We start from the raw sequence: 18743 nt of genomic DNA on the forward strand, positions 1-18743 counted from the left end.
TAATGAGTTTACCAATCAGTCAAGTTGTAGATGTAACACTACAACAATCGCCTCGCGGGGCACAAAAACGTGATTTAAGCGTGGTTGCTATTTTCACTCACGAAATGTGCGACGAGTTTACTAATCCAGATACACGATATATTGTTGTAACAGATGCCAACAGTGTAGCGTCATTGTTCGGCACTAATTCAGATGTGTATCGTGCGGCATCTGCGTTATTTTCAGCACGGCCAAAACCAAAAACGGCAATCATTGCTAAATATATGCAAAATGGATTTACAGCTCCCGCAATCAATTCAAAAATTAACGGTTCAGCATTAGCTGTTTCATACATTCAGTTTAAAAATATCACCGATGGTTACCTAACATTTTATTTTGGTGATGCAAAAATCGATGTTAAAGAGCTTGATTTCTCTACTGTTTCAAGTATGCAAGATGTAGCAAATGTCATTAATACAAAACTAGCCGATATTGGCGTTAAATTTATTTATGACTTAGTCGGTAGTCGATTTATTTTATCATCTGAGACAGAAGGTAAAGGCGCTAATTTTGGTTATGTGTTTGATGCGCAATTAGACGGTACATATATCGGTAGTATGACTAATCTAATTGATGGTAGAGGTACACTAATCAACGGTGAAGACGCAATAACTTACAACAAAGAAACACCTGCCGAAGCACTGAGCAAGTTGCAAAATCAATACCAGAATTGGTACGGCGTTTATTTTGCTAATACGATCACTGACGCTGAATTAGTTGAAGCCCACGACTGGGTGGTGGCTCAAGGCGTTGAAAATGCAAAAGTCATGGCGTACACAGAAACACGGCCAGCTAACATTGAATATACTGATACAAACGTGCTTAAAACACTATCAAAACGTAACAGCGGTCGTCTGATGGTTCAGTATAACAACAAGGGTAATACACATGCAGCAGCCGAACTTATGGGGATTGCCTTAACTACCGTTTGGACTGGTGTTAATACTGCTAAAACTGTTAAATTCAAGCAGGAAGTTAGTGTTACATCAGATGATAAAATCACAATTAACGAAGCCACAAAATGCCGACGTCTAGGTATTAATTACTACACCGATTATGCAGGTGTAAACATGCTGGCCGAGGGCGTTATGCTTGGCGGTACGTTTATTGATGAAACGACAGGCTTGGATGCTTTTATTAACGCAGTTCAGGTTCAAGCTTTCAATACATTACAGGGGCAACCGACTAAAATCCCGCAAACCGACCGAGGTCAGCAAATTTTAATCAGTTCAATCAAAGTGGTTGGCGAGCAATTTATTAATAACGGCTTCTTAGGATTGGGTAAATGGACATTGGGTGACTTAGGCGAACTGTCATATGGCGACCAAATCAATGGCTATTACTTCTATTCTGATTCATTTGATATGCAAGATACAGCAGATCGCGAAGCCCGCAAGATGATGCCAATTAACTGCGCACTTAAATTAGCTGGTGCGGGTCACAGCGTCGATATCATTGTTCAATTTAATCGATAGAGGTTTACATGACTAAATCATTTTCTTTAGAAGATGCCGTTTTGACTATCGACGGCACGGAAATTACAGGCTACGAGAATGCGCAGGATGCTATTAGTATCGCACCGATTGGCGACGACGGCGATATCACGTATGGCGTCAACGGAAAAGGGGTGTTTGTTCATTCTTGCAATCGTGGCGCAACTGTTACTATTAAAACGTTACAGCATTCTGAGACTAATCAGAAATTAAATCAGTTGCGCAATGCTCAAATTAATAACTCGACAACAGCGACGGGCAAATTAATTACATACAGAGATTTGCGCAATGGTGATGAATTTTTACTTACTGGTTGCTGGTTTACAACACCACCAACGCACGCGCGCGGAACGTCACACAACGGCGTAACATGGACATTTAAAGCAACTAAAGCAGAATTTGACATTAAAGGTGGTTTATAATGCAAAGCACAGATTTTACTATTGATGATGTGGTTTACACATTCACGCAAGCTGATTTTTTCAAATCAAATAAATATCTAAAAAAATTAACAGCTCTACTTCAGGGCTGTTTTTCATTTGAAGGTAATAAATCAGGTTTTGATATCGGACAACTAGCATCAAATATTGGCTCTGAACAATTTGCAGAAATAGAAAAATTTATCCTTGATTATGTTACTGCTGTCGATGAAAACGGTAAGAAAATTTTGTTTCAAAAGCCACAAGAAGCGGGCGAATTTTTCAATACACATCGAAGCCATTACTATCAAGTGATAGTTGAGGGCTTAAAATTTCATTTTTTGGGTTTTTTACCAAATGGGATTGCATCCAAGCTAAGTACAGCCAGCTTGGAGACGGTGGCGGAGACAGTGATGTAGACTGGTTTGTGTGGGGCGTTATCGTAAATAGATATGCAACGCTCCACGAACTTCGGACCGTCTACTCTCTTGATGATGTTATTGATATGCATAATGTGATAGCTGAAATTAAACTAGCCGAAAAACAACAGCACGAGGCGCAATAATGGTTTTAGAAGAATTTTTGATAAAAATTGGCGTTGACGCCTCAAAAGCTGGTGAAATTGCAAAGATAGTTAATAATTTGCAATCAGGCGCTAATCGGCTTTCTGATACAGCAAATAGCATACAAAAAGACACAAATAAAGCGATCCGTGAGACAAAAAAATCAACATCGGAGGCGGGTAAAGCGGTAGATAAAACTAAATCTAAAATTAGCAAGTTGAAAATTGGTATTGCTGGTTTAATTGCGATCGCCGTCTTGTATGGTAAAAAAATTGTTAGCGCATTTAATAATGCAATGGATAAAGCAAAAGAGCTGGCAACAAAAAAAAGCGCACTGTTCAAAATCTCACAAAAGGAACTTAAACAAGCCGAGCTTTATAAACGAGAAATGAGCAAGACGGGGCTTGCACTCGATAGTATCAAAACTAAAATTGCACTAAATCTTGCGCCTGCGCTAACGAATTTAATCGGTGGATTTAGAAACTGGTTAACAATAAATAAAGAACTTATTGCTAACGGCATTACAAAAGTCATACAGGCCGTAGGGATGGTTGTTCAGGTTGTCGTTAATTTCATTAAATTCACTGATAAAATTGTCTCAAGCACAATCGGATGGAAAAATGCAATTATTGCGCTTGGTGTGGTATGGGCAGCGTTTAATGCTGCATTGCTGTTTAGTCCAATAGGCATAGTAATAGGTTTAATTGCAGGCTTATTATTACTCATTGATGACTTGATGGTCTATATGGAAGGCGGTGAAAGCCTCTTCGGTGAATACTGGCAACCATTTATTGATGGGGCCAAGGCGGCATGGGAATTTGCAAAAACATTTTGGGAATTTCTTAAGGCGCTGTGGTCTGGCGATACAAAAAAAATAAAATCATTATCAAAAAGCTTATTTGATTCAATAGTAGGCGGTTTTAAATCGCTAATATCGGGTATTAAGTCGTTATTGTCAACTGCACTCCAAAACATACTAATGTTTTTCGGCATGTCCGAAGGTGAAGCAAGTAAAACGGTTGATAGAATCGGTAAAATTTTCAATTTTATTATTGATGTGCTTACGTTTCCTTTCAGAATGGCATACAACGCTATCTGCGCGATAATGGATTGGCTTGGCATTGATGCCGGTGATGTTGTTAACGCCATTGGTGAAACTTTCAAGGCTATATGGAATTTTATTACTGCCCCATTCAAAGCCGCTTGGGAATTTGTCAACGATTTATTTGACATTTGGGAAGATGACACTACCTCGACAACTGACAAGATAGGTAAAACGTTGTGGGCAATATGGGATTTCATCACATGGCCGTTTAAGTCTGCGTGGAAGTTTGTTAAGGGGTTATTTAGCTCTTGGAATGATGATACTAACAAAACTACGCAAAATTTTGCTAAAACATTTTTAAAAATTCATGAGTCAATTACAGCGCCGTTTAAAAAGGCTATGGGGTGGATAAAGGACAAATTTTATGGATTTATTAATTCAATTAAAAGCAAAATAAAGAGCGCATTATCATGGTTAGGAATAGGTGGTGACGATAATAACGAGGTTGAAGTCACGACCAAGCGATTAGTTCGAGCCAAGCTTAGCACGGACAATGCAAAATTTAGTAAACTTACACCATCTAATAAAAATGTAAACAATAACAATGCAGTAACTATAAATAACACAATGAACGTCACGACTCCACAAGATGGTTTTGATAGATTGAATAAAGTTTCTAAGAAAGAGATACGCAATTTAGCAGATAACACAAAAACAGCTTTGGGGTCTAACTAATGTTTCAATCTATATTAAATAAATCATCAAAAGACAGCGGTTTGATAATCAGTGATAATTTTACTTTTAATCTTGATATTAACACCGTAGAACAACATGCATCAAAGCTGAGGGTAACTGAAAACCCGATCGAAAACGGGGCTAATATTGCAGACCATGCGGTATTAGACCCTAAAGAGGTGACTGTTTATGGTTTAGTTGTTGGATATGAAACCAATACATTTTCATTTGACAATTTATTGGGTTTTAATTTTTCAGATTATCCGCTACCAATGCCGATTAAAACCATAACAGCTCAGGCGGAGAGTATGGTAAATCGTTTTGCATCACACTTTAGAGCTGGCGCTAAAGCTGTGAACCAAGTTATAGCTGATTTTCTACCTGATTATCAATCTCCACTTTTAAATAGTTTATCATCAGACCGTATCGCTGATGCTCATGAAAAATTGTTAGCTGTACAGCGAAGTGGTGAGCCTGTAACGCTACAAACAAATACACGGCAGTATAAAAACATGATTTTGACATCTGTTGGGCTGACTCAAAAGCAAAACACAAGCGGTGAATTTGTATTAACGTTTCGTGAAATTTTCATTGTAGATACCCAGACAGCGAGCGGTTTGAATGTGCCTAAACCAAAAACAAGAAATCTTGGTAAAACTCAACCAAAAGCGGCCGAAAAAAGAAAATCGGCTATTGATAAGATTGTGGGGTGATATGTTTATAATACAAACAACAACAGATGATGTGTTAGAGCAATCATTTTCATTATACGATATGAATTTGCGATTAACGTTGAGATATAACGCAATATCAACAGGATATCAATTTGATTTATTTGATATCAATAATGACGAGTATATAACAAAAAACAAGGGGCTATCAGTCGGTAGTCCATCTTTAATTGAGTTCAATTTACCTTTCGTGTTGGTATTAGATGACAAGTCAAAGCTTGGAATTAATGCAATATCTAAAGACGATTTAGAAAATCGTATGCAATTATTAATCATGACTAAGGACGAATATCGTGAGGCAATTCGGCAGGGTTTTAGAGCTTAAAATAGGTAATCGTAAAGAAAGCATTGTTATTAATAATCTTAGAGTTACGTTTTCTATCAAAAAAACACTATCTTCAGAGCCAAATACTGCCGAAATATCAGTCTATAATCTCAATGCGTCAAATCGTAACCTCATTACGAGTAAACAATATCATTTTTTAGAGTTATCAGTCTGCTATAAAGAAGATGTATTAAGATTGATATTTTGTGGTGATATTTTGACAGTTGAAAATAAACTGACAGGGCAGGATATCATCACAACAATGCGTTGTGGTGATGGACATCGAGCCTATACCGAAAAAACCATTATTAAAACGATGCAAAAAGGGCAAAAAGATAGCGACTTTTTAAATGAAGCTGTGAGCAGTTTTGGTGTTCAAAAGGGCGCTATTAATTTGCCAAATGATAGGGCTCTGCCTCGTGGCAAGGTGCTTATGTGCGACACACGCGAGGCTATGCATAAAATCGCTATTAACAATAATGCGGACTGGTCTATACAAGATGATCAGCTAGTTGTTATCCCCAAAAATAAAGCGTTAGCAAATAACGAGGGCTGGGTTATTTCTAGAAGCACAGGGATGATTGGTAGTCCTAAAAAATCTAATGAGGGGCTAGAAGTTACAACGCTATGCAATCCGCATTATAGAATTGGTTCGCTTGTTCGTATTGAGTCAAAACTCACCGAGTATAACGGCGATTATAAAGTCAAATCGATTGAGCATAACGGCGATTTATACGGTACAAACTGGCACAGCAAGCTAGTTTGTGTTGGCGGAAAGTTTGAAAAAGTATGATTAATTTGTTATTTTGTCGTCTTTATGAATGGGAAATAATAAATGAAAAAGATAATCGCTGTCTCGCTATTAATGTTAATTGGTTTTAATGTGTCAGCCAATGATAATGCAAAAAGACTCACAGAACTCTTGATTAAAGATGATATATCAATCTTTCGTGATGGGGGTGATTCGTTAATTGATGAGACAATTCGCAGAGTTACAGCATCACAATTAATTAGTGAATACAGTAACAATCAGTATAAATATGAAAAAACATATAATGGAAAATTAATTAATATTAAAACAGTTGCTTCGGGCGTAAAAACTGATTTGTCAGGCGATCCTTATATTGTTGCGAACGGTAAAAATCAATTTGAATATGTGTCTCTTGAGCTAAAAAATAAAGATGACGCAATGAATATCAATAAAGGTAACAAAATTGATATGATCTGTGTTGGCACGAAAAATAATGTTATGTTTCCAACATTAAAAAATTGTGTGACTGCTGATAGTTATTTTCAAAAGTTTATTGAAGTAACGATAGAAAATATTAATAAATTAGAAGTAAACGACAAACCGTCAAATAAGTTCGAAGCTATTTATTTGGGGCTGTGTAAGTTTGATACTCAAAAACCTAACGTACTGTATAAATACAAAACAGTTAGTGAACTACTAAAAAATAAAGCAGATTTTAATGAGATAACAAAGTTTATAAAAGAAGGCTTTACAAAAGAAAACCAAGAAATATCAATGCCGAAACCATAATAAAGCCCGAAAGGGCTTTATTCAATCTTGATATCAGCAAGAAGACGCCCTCTATAATAATCACAAGTGCAATGTGTTCCCTGTATACAGGGATAAACCAGAAAATGATGGATTAACAACTAAAATTCATCAACGCGCTCTATTTTGTGACGCTAATTCATTAATAGCCGCTTCTGCCAAAAAATTACTTCGATCTTTATAAAAAGAATTTGGTGCTTTAACTGCGTTATCTATTCTATCGATAAGAATATCTGGCAATGTGATGTTAATTCTTTTTTGTTTACCAACAAATGATGACAAATCAACATCAATAATGACCCACGTATCGCAATGAGCGTACTCATCGTTATTTTTATACGAGACATGATCATTATGAATATCTTTGACATCATAATCGCCTGATTCAATCATATCTTGCACAGTTAACAAGATAGCTTCTGTTGCCATTGCTGGGATATCGCTTTCTTTGTCGGCAGCAGAATAACAACTATATTTATTATCACATAACGCAGGCACGACAATGCCGTAAGCTGTGTCGCTATCGCTCGGTGTTTCAATGCCAAGAGTAAAAAACATAATACCTCCAAAGATGGCGGGCTATAAAAGGCCCGCCGATTTTTTGATTGATCTTACTGTGCCAATCGGTAAATCCGATTTTGGATGAGGCACTGGAAACGTTTTATTAGTTATTGGTGAGTAAAACATATGATGACTACCTCTAACTCGTTTCAGAACACACCCTGCATTAGTAAGCTCCTTTATCAGGTCAGTTGATTTCATGTTTACCTCCTAACCTGAAAATAATTATACACACATATACACATAAATCAATATTTTTTGATTAGGTAAATTATGACAGATTCACTATTTCAAGCAATTGAAAATCAAATAAAGCGCGCTCAATCGAATGTATACACTGCGCTACCAGCTAAAGTTATTGCATTTGATGGGCATACTGTTAGCTGTCAAGTGATGGTTAATCGAGTAATGGCAAACGGGCAAGAAATAACGATCCCACCGTTGGTAGATGTTCCTGCTCAGTTTCCACATGCGGGTGGTTTTTGCATTACCGTACCTATAACAGCGGGTGATGAGGGGCTTGTTATCTTTTCGAGTCGTTGTATAGATGGTTGGTTTGCATCGGGTAATGCATCAAAACCGCTTGATAATCGAATTAACGACTTAAGCGATGGTTTTTTTATTGTCGGTTGCAATAGTGTGCCAAACAAAATACCTGATTTTTATCATGATGGCCTTTCGATGCAAACTGACGACGGATCGACACATATAAGGCTTACAAATGGAACAATCTATATAAAAGGGAACATTGAGCATGAGGGCAATATGAATCAAATCGGAAGCTACAATCAAACAGATGGTAATACAAATAGCTCTGGCACGATAACGGCTCAGGAGGTTAAAACCAATAAAGGTATTGATTTGAATACGCATACGCACACAGATGTAAAAAGCGGCAATGAAAAAACAGGAGCACCGACATGATAGTTAGAGGCTTAGATAACAATCACGATTGGACTTTTGGTCATGGTTTGGGCAACTATTTAGATTGTTCTAATGCAATAGCGCAATGCGTGAAAACCAAATTATTAGCACTAAAAAGAGACTGGTTTTTAAATCGTGAGGACGGCATCGCATGGTTTGATTATCTAACTAAAAATCCTAACACAAAACAATTAGAAATTGATGTAAGAACAGAAGTTTTTAAAGTTGATGGAGTTGTAAATATCGATAGTTTCGACATTTTATTAGATACCGATAACCGCAAATTTCTAATTCAAATCACATACACCGATAAATTCAATAAAACTAACGAGGCATCATTTAATGTTACAGATAACAGATAAAGGTATCGAAATTGATGACTTATACACTATTCAAAATCGATTAGTTTCCGCATTTAAATCGATATACGGTGATGATGTCAATCTCGATAGCGATACGCCTGACGGTCAATTATTAGGGTTATTTTCACAAGAGCTTGCAAACATACATCAAGCTGTTTCTTTTATGGTGCAAATGTTAGACCCGTACCAAGCAACTGGGCATTGGCTGGAACAGCGAGCAATGTACGCAGGAATAACCCGAATTACTGCGTCATATTCTTATATTGATGAAGTAATTTTCACGGGCTCAGCAAAAACGACAATACCAAATAATTCTATTTACATAGATAAAAACAAAAATAAATGGGTTACGACAGAATCAATAACATTGAACAATTTAGGTAGCGCTCGCGTCAAATTCAGGTCGTTAGAACTCGGTAATTACACTGTTAATGCAATGGACGAGTTCACGCCAAGTACAATAATCATAGGCGTAGATAAAGTCACTGCGAATACTAAAAGTTATGGTGGCGTTGATGAAGAAACGGATGATCAATTATTAAAAAGGTTTATGTTATCGCACTCAATTAATAACTACGATGATCGGCAAGGTATACAGTCTTCATTAATGAATATAACAGGTGTGACTAAATGCGTTGTATATGAAAATTATACGAATAAAACCGATGAAAAAGGTGTGCCTGCTCACTCATTTAACGCTGTTATTTTGGGTGGAGCTGATGAAAAAATAGCGGAAGTTATTACTAAAAAGAAAATTGGTGGATGTGGGTTATATGGTCAAATTGAATCCTCTTATTTATTAGATGGTATACCGCGTAGAGTTTATTTCGATAGACCAAAAAAGGTCGATATCAACGTCTCAATGGTAATTGGTCGTTATAAATCATTTAACGATATCAATACTGAGCAAATCAAAAGCAACCTTAAAAATCTTGATTTTGACATCGGCGAAAATGTTTATTCATCACGCATTATCTCAAGCATTAACCTAGTTGACGGGTTTTATATTAAAGAACTCACGGTTAATGGCTCAAATATAGCAAATATCGATCATCGAGAATATGCACAGATAAACAATGTTGAGGTGATAATTGAATAGAGAAAAATTTATTATTTGGCAATATCGAACAAAGCCAAAGGCTTTGGGCACGATTAGAGCTATCTACGCAGAAACCGATAACACGTTTAAAAATGTTGTTCAATTAGCAGATATTCTCAATATTGACGATGCAAAAGGTTATGCGCTTGACTTAGTCGGTAAACATGTTGGCGTGTCAAGAGTTTTACCAACAGCTATTGCCAAAGAGTATTTTGGGTGGTTAGAAGACGACACTGCGCTTTCATTCAATGTTGGTGAGTTTTATAGAAATGGTGATGCATTACATGCATCAGTCGTTTTAAATGACAATGACTATCGTTTTCTTATTAAGGCTCGCATAACAAAAAACTACCAAAATGGCGAAATATCAAACATTGTTAATTCAATTAAATTCATTATCGGCGAATACGGAAACATCATCGATGCGCAAGATATGACGATGAACGTGTTAGTAAATAGCGATCAGCTTAATTCATTAACGCTATATGCAATTAGTAAGATGGATATTTTAGTACGCCCAATAGGCGTTATGTATCGCTATTTGGTTTTAGTAAATAATGAACCATTCGGATTTCTACATGATAAATACTCATATGGGTTTAATTTAGGTAAATTTGTGCGACTTCAAGAAATAGGAATTAATTAATGAAAATTCAAGAAAAACCAGATTATTTAATTTTTGCAGATTCAGCAAAAAAAGGGGAAGTCAATGACTTCCCAGATGTGAGCAGAGGGTGGGGGATAACTATTGAGCAAACAGGCTCAAAACCTCCGATGGAATGGATGAATGGTGCATTTAACCGCATTGATAAAAATATGCTGTATTTGCTACAGCAGGGCGTGCCAGAATGGAGTGAGTTGGTTACTTACCCAGTAAATGCAATTATTAAATATAACGGCGTGTTGTATACCGCTATAGTTGAAAATGATAACGCAAAACCATCTACTGAAACTGGAAAATGGGCTACCATTATTGATGACAAATACTTACCAGTCAAAAAAATCGCCAATGAATCATATGAAACAAATTCAGATTTAAATTTTAAAAAACGTCCACGGCTAAATGACTCAGACATGATCGCAATGTCTGATTTTTATTTGCAGTCCGGAAATGTTGGTTTTGAGGTCTCACCAACAGGTGTTATCAGACAATGGATGTTAGTTGTGTTAAACGAGGTTGGTGAATCCTTGGCCCAAGAGATCGGTAACATAACATACTATACCAAATATTATTCTATTGTGTTGCCTGTTTCGTTTTTGAGAGCTGCATATAACGCTCAGGTAACAGTTGCATGCGGAACAATGTCAAACCAGGGCGGGATGGCTACGTTGAGTGCGTCTGCAAATATTACTGATAGTTTATCACGAGTTACTGTTGCCGTAACGTCATATGATCCACGTGTGCGTCCCGCATTGTATTTAACCGCAATAGGAGAATAAATATGAAAATATTTTTTAGTAAATCAACGGGCGGATTTTATTTAGATGTAATGCATAAAAATATACCAGATGACGCAGTTGAGATAACTCACGATTTTTATTCTGAACTTATTGAAAAACAGAGCTTGGGCGCTACAATTACATCAAACAAAAAGGGATATCCTGTTTTAAATAAATGACGCGCTTGCGTCATTTATTATGTTGTTGAATTATATTTTTTTATTAATTTTTTCCCGAAATTTATTGCCGGTATTTCTATTGCCTTTCTGATTACATAGCATATCAATAATAACATCAGTGTTGAAATTAAATAGCTTAGTTTTACGCTTTTGAATAGTTTACTAGTAAACTCAAATATAATATGCCACGTCCAGAAATGAAATAAATAAATTATATACGTTAAATTTGAAAACCATTCTATCATTTTATTATTAATAAAATTTTTTCTAAAAAACCACGTGATCACAAATATGATTAACCCGTAAAATATTTGCATGCTATTTAAACTATCTGGTCTGATTTTTACAGTATTTATTGCAAATAAAATTATAATTATTGCATTAACAAATATTAACAATGAAAAATCTATTTTTTTTATCTCATACAAAAATATTAGAGAGCCTGTAAACAAAATCGGGAAAAATAGAGAAAAACTCCCGTTATTGAATGATTCTGATACTGGCAATGGACGAAGTAAAAATAAAGTTATTGATATAATTAAATAAAGCATCGCTAATAGATGAGTGTGATTTATCATTTTTAAAAGCCGAAAAATAGCAATCAACAAATAAAAACTAATTTCGCAACGTAGTGTCCATTCAACACCATAAAGAGCTACTGGCGTGTTAAATATATCACCCAGCAACATTAGACGAGGTATTAATATATTTAAAGGAGTGGAATAATCATATTGCATATAATTATACGCGGTTTCCATTAAAATCGCTGTAATATAAACTGGATAAATTCTAAAAAAACGTTTAGTCAAAAATGTTTTTGTGTTTTCGTGTAAAATTGAATTAGTTATGATATAACCAGACACGAGAAAAAAAACAATAACACCGAGCTCTCCGCCATTATCAATAATAAATTTAGAAATAACTCTAAATATCAAATGATATTGCCCGTTTGCGACATTTAGCAATTGATCTTTAAAAATGTGACTGACAAAAACTAGTACAATTGAAAGAGATCGTAAATAATCTAAAAAAATAATTCTGTTCTTCATGCTAACTTTTTTGTTCTTTATGTATTGTCATTCTAACATTAATTAAAAATTATCGATACCGATCAATGACGTATGTAAAATGTTTTTGTGTAGTTTATTGTGATCATGTTATGAAAGATTAGTTAGTTTTATTCATCATAACTAATATTTTTCTGGAGTGTGAATTGAAGTGAAATTGTGGGAAGTGGATCGCAAAAAGTGTTAGAATAATTGAAACAAATAAATTCCATTTTCAATACTTTAACGGTATACTTAACGGTATAAATTCATATAACATTAAATAATTTATTAAATATCATATTGTTATTTTCTTTTAATTATTCCTGCTGGGGTCGTATTTGTTAATCATGCCAAATTAATAACACGTCTTTATACAACCTTATCTGAACTGATTTTTTCATTGATAATGTATCTTAAAAACCTCTTCATTTACTCCAAATAGATAACTTTTCTGAACTGTTTGCAGTTATTTGAAAATATTTTGAGATAATACATCAAAAATACCGTGATAGGACTAATTCATAGAAGGTATCAAATCAGCAAAGCTTAATAACAGATTGTATAATATGCCAAATGTCGAAAGCTAAATTTCATATATTTAATTTAAATGTACTATGAATTAATAACGTCATCAGTGTATAAAAGGTTATGATCGTTGTTTTATTTGAATGAGTTTTTAATAGAATAATAGATATCACTTTCAATTGTTGGTTAGGAAGGATCTTTTATAAGTTAAAATTTATGATCATAATGATGAAATTGATCTTTTTACTTGAAGCGAAACGGATCAATTTCATCTTTGTTTAACATTTAATGTTAAGATTTGTGTTAATAGTAATGTAAGGTATTTTGAGGAATTTAGTTTTCCAAACCATTACCAACCACATGTTTCCCTTAGTGGTTTTATTGCTTCATCAAGTCCAGTTAATGTAAATGTTGTATTTACTGTTGTTTCACCGTATGGTGTGACTTGAATAAATAATTTATTTTTTCCGATTAAATCCTTAATAAAATCCTTTGTCTTTTTTGATCGGGTGCTTGGATAGAATATTGCTTTATGATCATTTGAAATATCCCATCTTCTATTCGATACCGCTTTTTCAGAGTCAATACGTGTTACAGGCGTTAAACCATTAGAACTTAAAAATGTATCAAAATCGACATATAACTCAGTTTTATTCTCTTTACATCTGATATATAAATGAGGTGTTATTAAATCATATCGCGCATTTATTGGACGATCAGCATTTAGTCTTATGGTTACAGATTTACTATCATCAACTGGTGATACACCTTCTTGGACAAACCATTTGCCCATGGCATTTTTATCTATCGAGCTTTCAGTTTTTGTCTCGAATATTTTATCATAACAAGCGAGTCTTTGTGTTGAGTCTGTCAGCGATTTACAGCTGTCAATTTTTTTCTCAAGTTGATCATCAGCGAGGGTTAAAAAAGGTAAAGCAATTAAGGTAAATAAAATCTTTCTCATAATAAAAATCAATAAGTTAAATGCTCTTTAATAATATTGTATTTTTTGGGGGAAATCAATGCTTAATTGTTGATTATCCATCGCTGATTTGGTGAATAATCGACAATTGATTACATCATGTTTATCTGCTTGGTTTCATTTTTTTATACTTAATTGCAAATTATCAATGGTACAATAATTGTGCAAATTTGGAAAATTTACTATTGAGGAATAGAGATGAAAAAATTTTTACCATTATTGTTAATTTGTACTGCTTTTATAATATCATCTTGCACCGCGTATAAAGATGAAAGTTATTCTGAGCCTCTTCCTAGTGATAAAGTCGCAAAAGTAACCTTTACTTATTCCAAAAATTTTAATAATAGTACTGCAATGATTTTTGGTGTTTTTTCAATGAGTAAAACAGAAGGTAATTATCTCAATAATACAGAAACTAAAATAAAATTTGATGAAAAAAACAAGGATCGTAACTTTGGCATACCAACTCCAAATAATAGTGAAATTGCATATAATGTGTATATTCCAGCAAATAAGAATTTTAGATTTAATGCTAGTATTTGGCATTATTGGTATTCAAACCTATCTAATACATCAGGAAGAGAAAACAGATCAAGTTTATGTAGCTACGATAATATAGTATTTACACCAGTTGAAGGTGGTGAATATTTGGTTTTTCTTGACAACCTTAACAGTAACTATAAAGATGCACCAAGATGCTCTTTAACTATAAAACAATTTGTTAAAAGCAAATCAGGTAATCAGTGGGTGGATATTCAATACACATTCAAAAATACTAATGGACGTGATGTTATGACTACCTATTCAAGATAAAATTTAATTCATCTATTATCATCGAATATGCTAATAAACCATCTTAGGGTGGTTTTTTATTGTGCAAATTTCATAAATTTCGTATTACTAAGCCAAATTATTTATAGAAAAATGTATGAAAAGGATATGTATCACCATTTTATTGTTTTTATCGCATCAAGTCTTTATGCTAATGAAACTAATGACCAAGATTGGAGCGTTAACATAAATATTGCTCCCTGTCATGGAAGTTTGCCGATTGAACTTTTCAAAAATCATTAGGAATCTTATTCTGCATTCAAATCCATTTATAATATTAAAGGAATTGAGATAAAGAATAAGAATGTTACCACTCTCGAAAGAAAAAATAGATTCTATTTCAAAAAATGAGCACAAAAAACCGGTGCTTTATCAGTAATAAACGGTAATGATACAGAGTCAGCAAAAAAAATGATAATTTTCATGCTATTAACAAAAAACAACGAAGGTGGTATGAAAAAGATTGTGTTGCTTGGATTTATAAGGTTTATTTTAACTGGTTGTGGTGATGATAAAGTTACTAATGATTATTTAGTAGGTAACTGGGATTGTAATGGAGAAAAAATAGTCGTTATGATAAATTCTTTCTAAAGCTTTTCGGATAAGGCTTTAGAATGGTACGCCCAGGTGGACTCGAACCACTAACCCCCACCATGTCAAGATTAAGTCCTAATTCAGATTATATTTAAATAAATCAATTAACTATGATTTATTTGCATGTGCATAAAAACAGTTATTTGAGTTAAAAAAGATATTAAAGATATCAATAAATTAGGTAGAGTTTTACCCCACCTAAATTACGATTTGAGCGTGCGGAACTTCTACCCATTCAATGTGATTTTTAGTATAAACCTTTAAAATATTGTTGATATATAGATAATATTTATCTAAAAACTTAAACCTTTGCTGTTAACGTATTGTCCTAAATGAGAATATTAATATAAAATCTATTTTACATGAATTATTTAGGAAATAATTAATGGCTAAATTAATAAGAATTTTTATTTTAACGCTGATGGTTATTAGCGTGAACTCCTGTTCAAGTAGAGGCGATTTCTGTTTGTTTGGCTATACTGACAGTGAATTTCCAGATTATGATAAAGAATATTGGCGATCAGTTGTAAAGAATAAATCGAAAGCTTCAAAAAGTGATCTTGAAAAATGTAATCAAGAAACAGAAAATACAAGACTAATTATGGTAAATATCTTTACTGAGTTGTGTTCAAGTGGGCATATATCTCAGGAAAATTTACCTAATGCAATTGCGATTCAGCACAATTATCTTGAATACCGTTTTGGATCAAAATCTAAAAATTTGATAGGAACAACGGACCAGATTTTTCTCCGGCTCTTAGGCGAAAATATCGAAAATAAACCGCTTAATGCAGATATACTTCATAAAGCATGTGCTCGTTATATACCCCAAAATAACACATTTTATCATTATCAAGGAATAGGTCCCGATACTCTTTTCTTCGAATTTTTTAATAAGTATCATTTTGAACAATGTATGCGCAGAAATAACTTTGAGTTAATTACTCCTACAAAAACAGAGAGATACTGTAAGGGAGTCATGTGGTAAATTTGCTATGCTGATATTTGGCTTTGATATGCAGTGGGGCTAATTATTTGAGACTTGGAAAATTAGTAATAATTGATTAGTTAAAATAGTTTTAGTTAATTCGGCTTTATTAATTATTTTTGAATGAAGTTGATGGTATAAAAATTAGCAATGATCTGTGCTTTTTTATTTAAAACGAATGTAATTAAAAAGCTTTTACTGCATTTAGCTGAATCTATTTTAAGAGCAGTATTGGATCGTTTGCTCAACAAAAAATTGATCTATCTTGATAGAATAGATATTATCGAATTTTATTATTTTAATTAAAAGGCAGGAAAGATGAAGAAAGTAATTTTTATTTCAGCATTATTTTTTATGAGCCCATCTCTATTTGCAGAAATAAAATATCCAGATGCACCACTTGGATTAAAATGGGGAATGACTGAAGCAGAATTGAAGTCTAAATCAGGCGGTTTTTTGCAAAAAGTACAAGTTGATGAAAATGCAACATTTTACTCTATAAAATCTCCACCAATAACATTACCGGATTTTACTGAATATTATGTATTGGTCCATAAAGATTTAGGTGTGATGAAAATCGTTATGAAAGAACAAATAAAATCGGACATATATGGTACTAAAGGAAAAGCAGAATATTTTAAATACAAAGAGGCATTATCAAATAAATTTGGTAAACCTGAAAAATCAATGGAAGAAGTAGGATTGAAAATCTACAAAGATAGTGATGAGTTCTATGAATGTTTAAAATATGAAGGATGTGGTTTTTATGCCTCAATTTTTGGCGAGCATTTATCAATGCAACTAGATGGTAAAGCAAGAGGTAAAGGTGAATTAACTATCACCTATGAATCTGAGCTATTTACCAAATATAGAGCAGATAAGAAAAATGAGAATGAAAATAAAATCAAAAATGGATTATAGTAGGCAATAGAATGTTAAAACAGTCAATTTATGTTTGTCTATTGCTTCTATTTTTAAGTGGATGCAATAAACAATTATCAGAAGAAGACAAAGCTAAAGTGGCCGCATTAAATATTGAGTTAACACAGTTAAACGATGATATAAAAGGGGCTACAGAAAGTTATGAGCAATATAGTGGCGGATTAATAAAAGTATTAATTGCTACGAGACTTGAAGTTCTAAAAACAAATAAGAATTTGGTTGAACAACGGATAAATTCTATTGAATCTGGCGCTGCTGTAAAAGTCGAAACGTTGGTTACAAATCCTAATCCTGAGCTTGCAGAGCATTTATTAAGCGAAATGCAATCAATAAAACAAGAAATTGAGATTGATAAAAATGAAGCTTCAAAATATAGTGGTGGACTGATTCATTCCATGAAGCTACTGAATATAGCTACTAAAGAGCAATCCTTAGCTGCGTTGCAGCAAAAATATCTTACAGTCAAATATGGTTTAAGCTCTTTACCTAAGGTAGATATAGAAGTGCCAAAACCAATAGAAGAAAGTGATCCAAATATCCCTCTGGAAGAACGTCTGTAGAATCTTAATTGATTTATAAAAAACAATACTCATAGCCATCTTCGGATGGCTTTTTATTGCTATTAGCAAAATGATCACATAATATTGGTAAAAGTAATCAATATTATAGTGAGATATAGGATATGTCAGATAGTGAAGACGATTTGCTTGAGGTGTGTTATTTTCCAAGTTCTATAGCAATAACCGAAGAAATTCCCGAGGGTATAAAGTTTCAAATAAAAAAAATTCAAGATAGACAGAAATTAATGATCCGTCAAAAGGCTGCGTGTGATGTTTATCTTAATGAAGATTATACTTTTTTAAAAGAATCTGAAGATAAATTTATTGATAGATTATGCCTTATTTTAATAAGAGCATTTAATTGTGACTGTCATATAATCATGTCAAAAATAAAAAATATCAATATACATGTATTAGGTGAAATGATCGAAAAATCATTCTATGAATTAAATGGATTAGCTGAATTTAAACAAAACTGTTTTAGTGTATCTATCTCATTTGAATATTTTAATCTTAAGTTAGATGAATTGCTTTTATATTACAATTATCTATACCCAGAAAACAAAATAGATTGTTTAAAAGATTTATAATTTATAGAATTGATTTCTATGTGAGAAATATTCTTAACCATTTTGCTATTTTTCTTATATAGCATTATTACTAAAGAACATTATTTACATGAAAATATGTAATATGACTATTCTTTTAATGACATTTATAAATTTATTTTAAATCGCCTAAGTTGATTTCCTATGTCTGAAAATCAGAAATAATAATCAATAATTATGCTTTATCGGGA

At 33.4% G+C, this 18743-nt stretch carries 24 protein-coding genes; 20 read left to right on the plus strand and 4 right to left on the minus strand.

The annotated features are described in order from the left end of the window. Positions 1 to 2: 2 nt before the first annotated feature. The 8 genes from A9G08_RS07120 (at position 3) to A9G08_RS07155 (ending at position 6890) form a co-directional block, all read left to right on the plus strand. The gene (locus A9G08_RS07120; RefSeq protein WP_065563019.1) at positions 3 to 1514 is read left to right on the plus strand and encodes a DUF3383 domain-containing protein; all 1512 of its coding nucleotides are present in this window, start codon (positions 3 to 5) and stop codon (positions 1512 to 1514) included. Positions 1515 to 1522: 8 nt separating this feature from the next. Beyond that, the gene (locus A9G08_RS07125) at positions 1523 to 1954 is read left to right on the plus strand and encodes a phage protein (RefSeq protein ID WP_065563020.1); all 432 of its coding nucleotides are present in this window, start codon (positions 1523 to 1525) and stop codon (positions 1952 to 1954) included. Further along, positions 1954 to 2370 (plus strand): phage tail assembly chaperone, encoded by a 417-nt coding sequence (locus tag A9G08_RS07130; RefSeq protein WP_065563021.1) that lies wholly within the window; start codon positions 1954 to 1956, stop codon positions 2368 to 2370. Before A9G08_RS07125 ends, A9G08_RS07130 begins: the two co-directional genes overlap by 1 nt. A gap of 145 nt (positions 2371 to 2515) precedes the next feature. Next, positions 2516 to 4294, plus strand: a complete 1779-nt coding sequence (locus A9G08_RS07135; RefSeq protein ID WP_065563022.1) for a phage tail protein — start codon at positions 2516 to 2518, stop codon at positions 4292 to 4294. After that, entirely contained in the window at positions 4294 to 5007 is a 714-nt protein-coding gene (locus A9G08_RS07140) for a phage baseplate protein (protein WP_065563023.1), read from the plus strand. Before A9G08_RS07135 ends, A9G08_RS07140 begins: the two co-directional genes overlap by 1 nt. Before the next feature lies 1 nt (position 5008). Then, a complete protein-coding gene (locus tag A9G08_RS07145) occupies positions 5009 to 5350 on the plus strand; it encodes a phage baseplate plug family protein (RefSeq protein ID WP_065563024.1) in 342 nt (113 codons plus the stop codon). Next, on the plus strand, positions 5319 to 6143 hold the full coding sequence (locus tag A9G08_RS07150) for a phage protein (protein WP_065563025.1): 825 nt from the start codon (positions 5319 to 5321) through the stop codon (positions 6141 to 6143). Before A9G08_RS07145 ends, A9G08_RS07150 begins: the two co-directional genes overlap by 32 nt. A gap of 42 nt (positions 6144 to 6185) precedes the next feature. After that, positions 6186 to 6890, plus strand: coding sequence for an OB-fold protein (locus A9G08_RS07155; protein ID WP_065563026.1), 705 nt, complete (start codon positions 6186 to 6188; stop codon positions 6888 to 6890). Between the two features lie 129 nt (positions 6891 to 7019). Here the strand turns inward: A9G08_RS07155 and A9G08_RS07160 are convergent, their stop codons facing one another. Together A9G08_RS07160 and A9G08_RS11870 are read right to left on the minus strand one after the other, a co-directional pair. After that, the gene (locus tag A9G08_RS07160; protein WP_065563027.1) at positions 7020 to 7466 is read right to left on the minus strand and encodes a type II toxin-antitoxin system HicB family antitoxin; all 447 of its coding nucleotides are present in this window, start codon (positions 7464 to 7466) and stop codon (positions 7020 to 7022) included. Positions 7467 to 7487: 21 nt separating this feature from the next. Then, positions 7488 to 7670 (minus strand): type II toxin-antitoxin system HicA family toxin, encoded by a 183-nt coding sequence (locus A9G08_RS11870; protein ID WP_065563028.1) that lies wholly within the window; start codon positions 7668 to 7670, stop codon positions 7488 to 7490. 72 nt (positions 7671 to 7742) lie between these two features. On the opposite strand from A9G08_RS11870, the gene A9G08_RS07170 reads away from it, so the two are divergent. Genes A9G08_RS07170 through A9G08_RS11680 form a run of 6 tightly spaced genes read left to right on the plus strand, consistent with a single transcriptional unit; the run spans position 7743 to position 11473 of the window. Next, a complete protein-coding gene (locus tag A9G08_RS07170) occupies positions 7743 to 8393 on the plus strand; it encodes a Gp138 family membrane-puncturing spike protein (RefSeq protein ID WP_065563029.1) in 651 nt (216 codons plus the stop codon). Beyond that, positions 8390 to 8755 (plus strand): hypothetical protein, encoded by a 366-nt coding sequence (locus A9G08_RS07175; RefSeq protein ID WP_065563030.1) that lies wholly within the window; start codon positions 8390 to 8392, stop codon positions 8753 to 8755. The genes A9G08_RS07170 and A9G08_RS07175 overlap by 4 nt, the downstream gene beginning before the upstream one ends. Next, entirely contained in the window at positions 8736 to 9854 is a 1119-nt protein-coding gene (locus A9G08_RS07180) for a baseplate J/gp47 family protein (protein WP_065563031.1), read from the plus strand. Before A9G08_RS07175 ends, A9G08_RS07180 begins: the two co-directional genes overlap by 20 nt. Then, positions 9847 to 10500 carry a DUF2612 domain-containing protein gene (locus A9G08_RS07185; RefSeq protein ID WP_065563032.1) on the plus strand — a complete coding sequence of 218 codons (654 nt, stop codon included), beginning with the start codon at positions 9847 to 9849 and terminating at the stop codon, positions 10498 to 10500. Before A9G08_RS07180 ends, A9G08_RS07185 begins: the two co-directional genes overlap by 8 nt. Further along, positions 10500 to 11294, plus strand: coding sequence for a hypothetical protein (locus A9G08_RS07190; RefSeq protein WP_065563033.1), 795 nt, complete (start codon positions 10500 to 10502; stop codon positions 11292 to 11294). Before A9G08_RS07185 ends, A9G08_RS07190 begins: the two co-directional genes overlap by 1 nt. Positions 11295 to 11296: 2 nt before the next feature. Beyond that, positions 11297 to 11473 (plus strand): hypothetical protein, encoded by a 177-nt coding sequence (locus A9G08_RS11680; RefSeq protein ID WP_176701527.1) that lies wholly within the window; start codon positions 11297 to 11299, stop codon positions 11471 to 11473. Positions 11474 to 11490: 17 nt separating this feature from the next. On the opposite strand, the gene A9G08_RS07195 is transcribed toward A9G08_RS11680, so the two are convergent. Together A9G08_RS07195 and A9G08_RS07200 are read right to left on the minus strand one after the other, a co-directional pair. Continuing rightward, positions 11491 to 12522: an acyltransferase family protein gene (locus A9G08_RS07195; protein WP_065563034.1), complete on the minus strand. Its 1032-nt coding sequence runs from the start codon at positions 12520 to 12522 to the stop codon at positions 11491 to 11493. A gap of 874 nt (positions 12523 to 13396) precedes the next feature. After that, complete coding sequence (locus A9G08_RS07200) at positions 13397 to 14011, minus strand: type VI secretion system-associated protein TagO (protein ID WP_065563035.1); 615 nt, start codon at positions 14009 to 14011, stop codon at positions 13397 to 13399. Between the two features lie 216 nt (positions 14012 to 14227). On the opposite strand from A9G08_RS07200, the gene A9G08_RS07205 reads away from it, so the two are divergent. From A9G08_RS07205 to A9G08_RS07225, 6 genes are all read left to right on the plus strand, one after another. Next, on the plus strand, positions 14228 to 14842 hold the full coding sequence (locus tag A9G08_RS07205; protein ID WP_065563036.1) for a hypothetical protein: 615 nt from the start codon (positions 14228 to 14230) through the stop codon (positions 14840 to 14842). 441 nt (positions 14843 to 15283) lie between these two features. Further along, positions 15284 to 15451, plus strand: coding sequence for a hypothetical protein (locus tag A9G08_RS11685; RefSeq protein ID WP_176701528.1), 168 nt, complete (start codon positions 15284 to 15286; stop codon positions 15449 to 15451). Between the two features lie 388 nt (positions 15452 to 15839). Then, on the plus strand, positions 15840 to 16442 hold the full coding sequence (locus tag A9G08_RS07210) for a hypothetical protein (protein ID WP_065563037.1): 603 nt from the start codon (positions 15840 to 15842) through the stop codon (positions 16440 to 16442). A gap of 318 nt (positions 16443 to 16760) precedes the next feature. Next, positions 16761 to 17363 carry a hypothetical protein gene (locus A9G08_RS07215; RefSeq protein WP_065563038.1) on the plus strand — a complete coding sequence of 201 codons (603 nt, stop codon included), beginning with the start codon at positions 16761 to 16763 and terminating at the stop codon, positions 17361 to 17363. Positions 17364 to 17374: 11 nt separating this feature from the next. After that, positions 17375 to 17944, plus strand: coding sequence for a hypothetical protein (locus tag A9G08_RS07220; protein ID WP_065563039.1), 570 nt, complete (start codon positions 17375 to 17377; stop codon positions 17942 to 17944). A 122-nt stretch (positions 17945 to 18066) separates the two neighbouring features. Then, the gene (locus A9G08_RS07225) at positions 18067 to 18534 is read left to right on the plus strand and encodes a DUF4041 domain-containing protein (RefSeq protein WP_065563040.1); all 468 of its coding nucleotides are present in this window, start codon (positions 18067 to 18069) and stop codon (positions 18532 to 18534) included. Positions 18535 to 18743: the final 209 nt, after the last annotated feature.

Source organism: Gilliamella sp. wkB195, from assembly GCF_001690445.1.
In the GTDB taxonomy this organism is placed as follows: domain Bacteria; phylum Pseudomonadota; class Gammaproteobacteria; order Enterobacterales; family Orbaceae; genus Gilliamella; species Gilliamella apicola_E.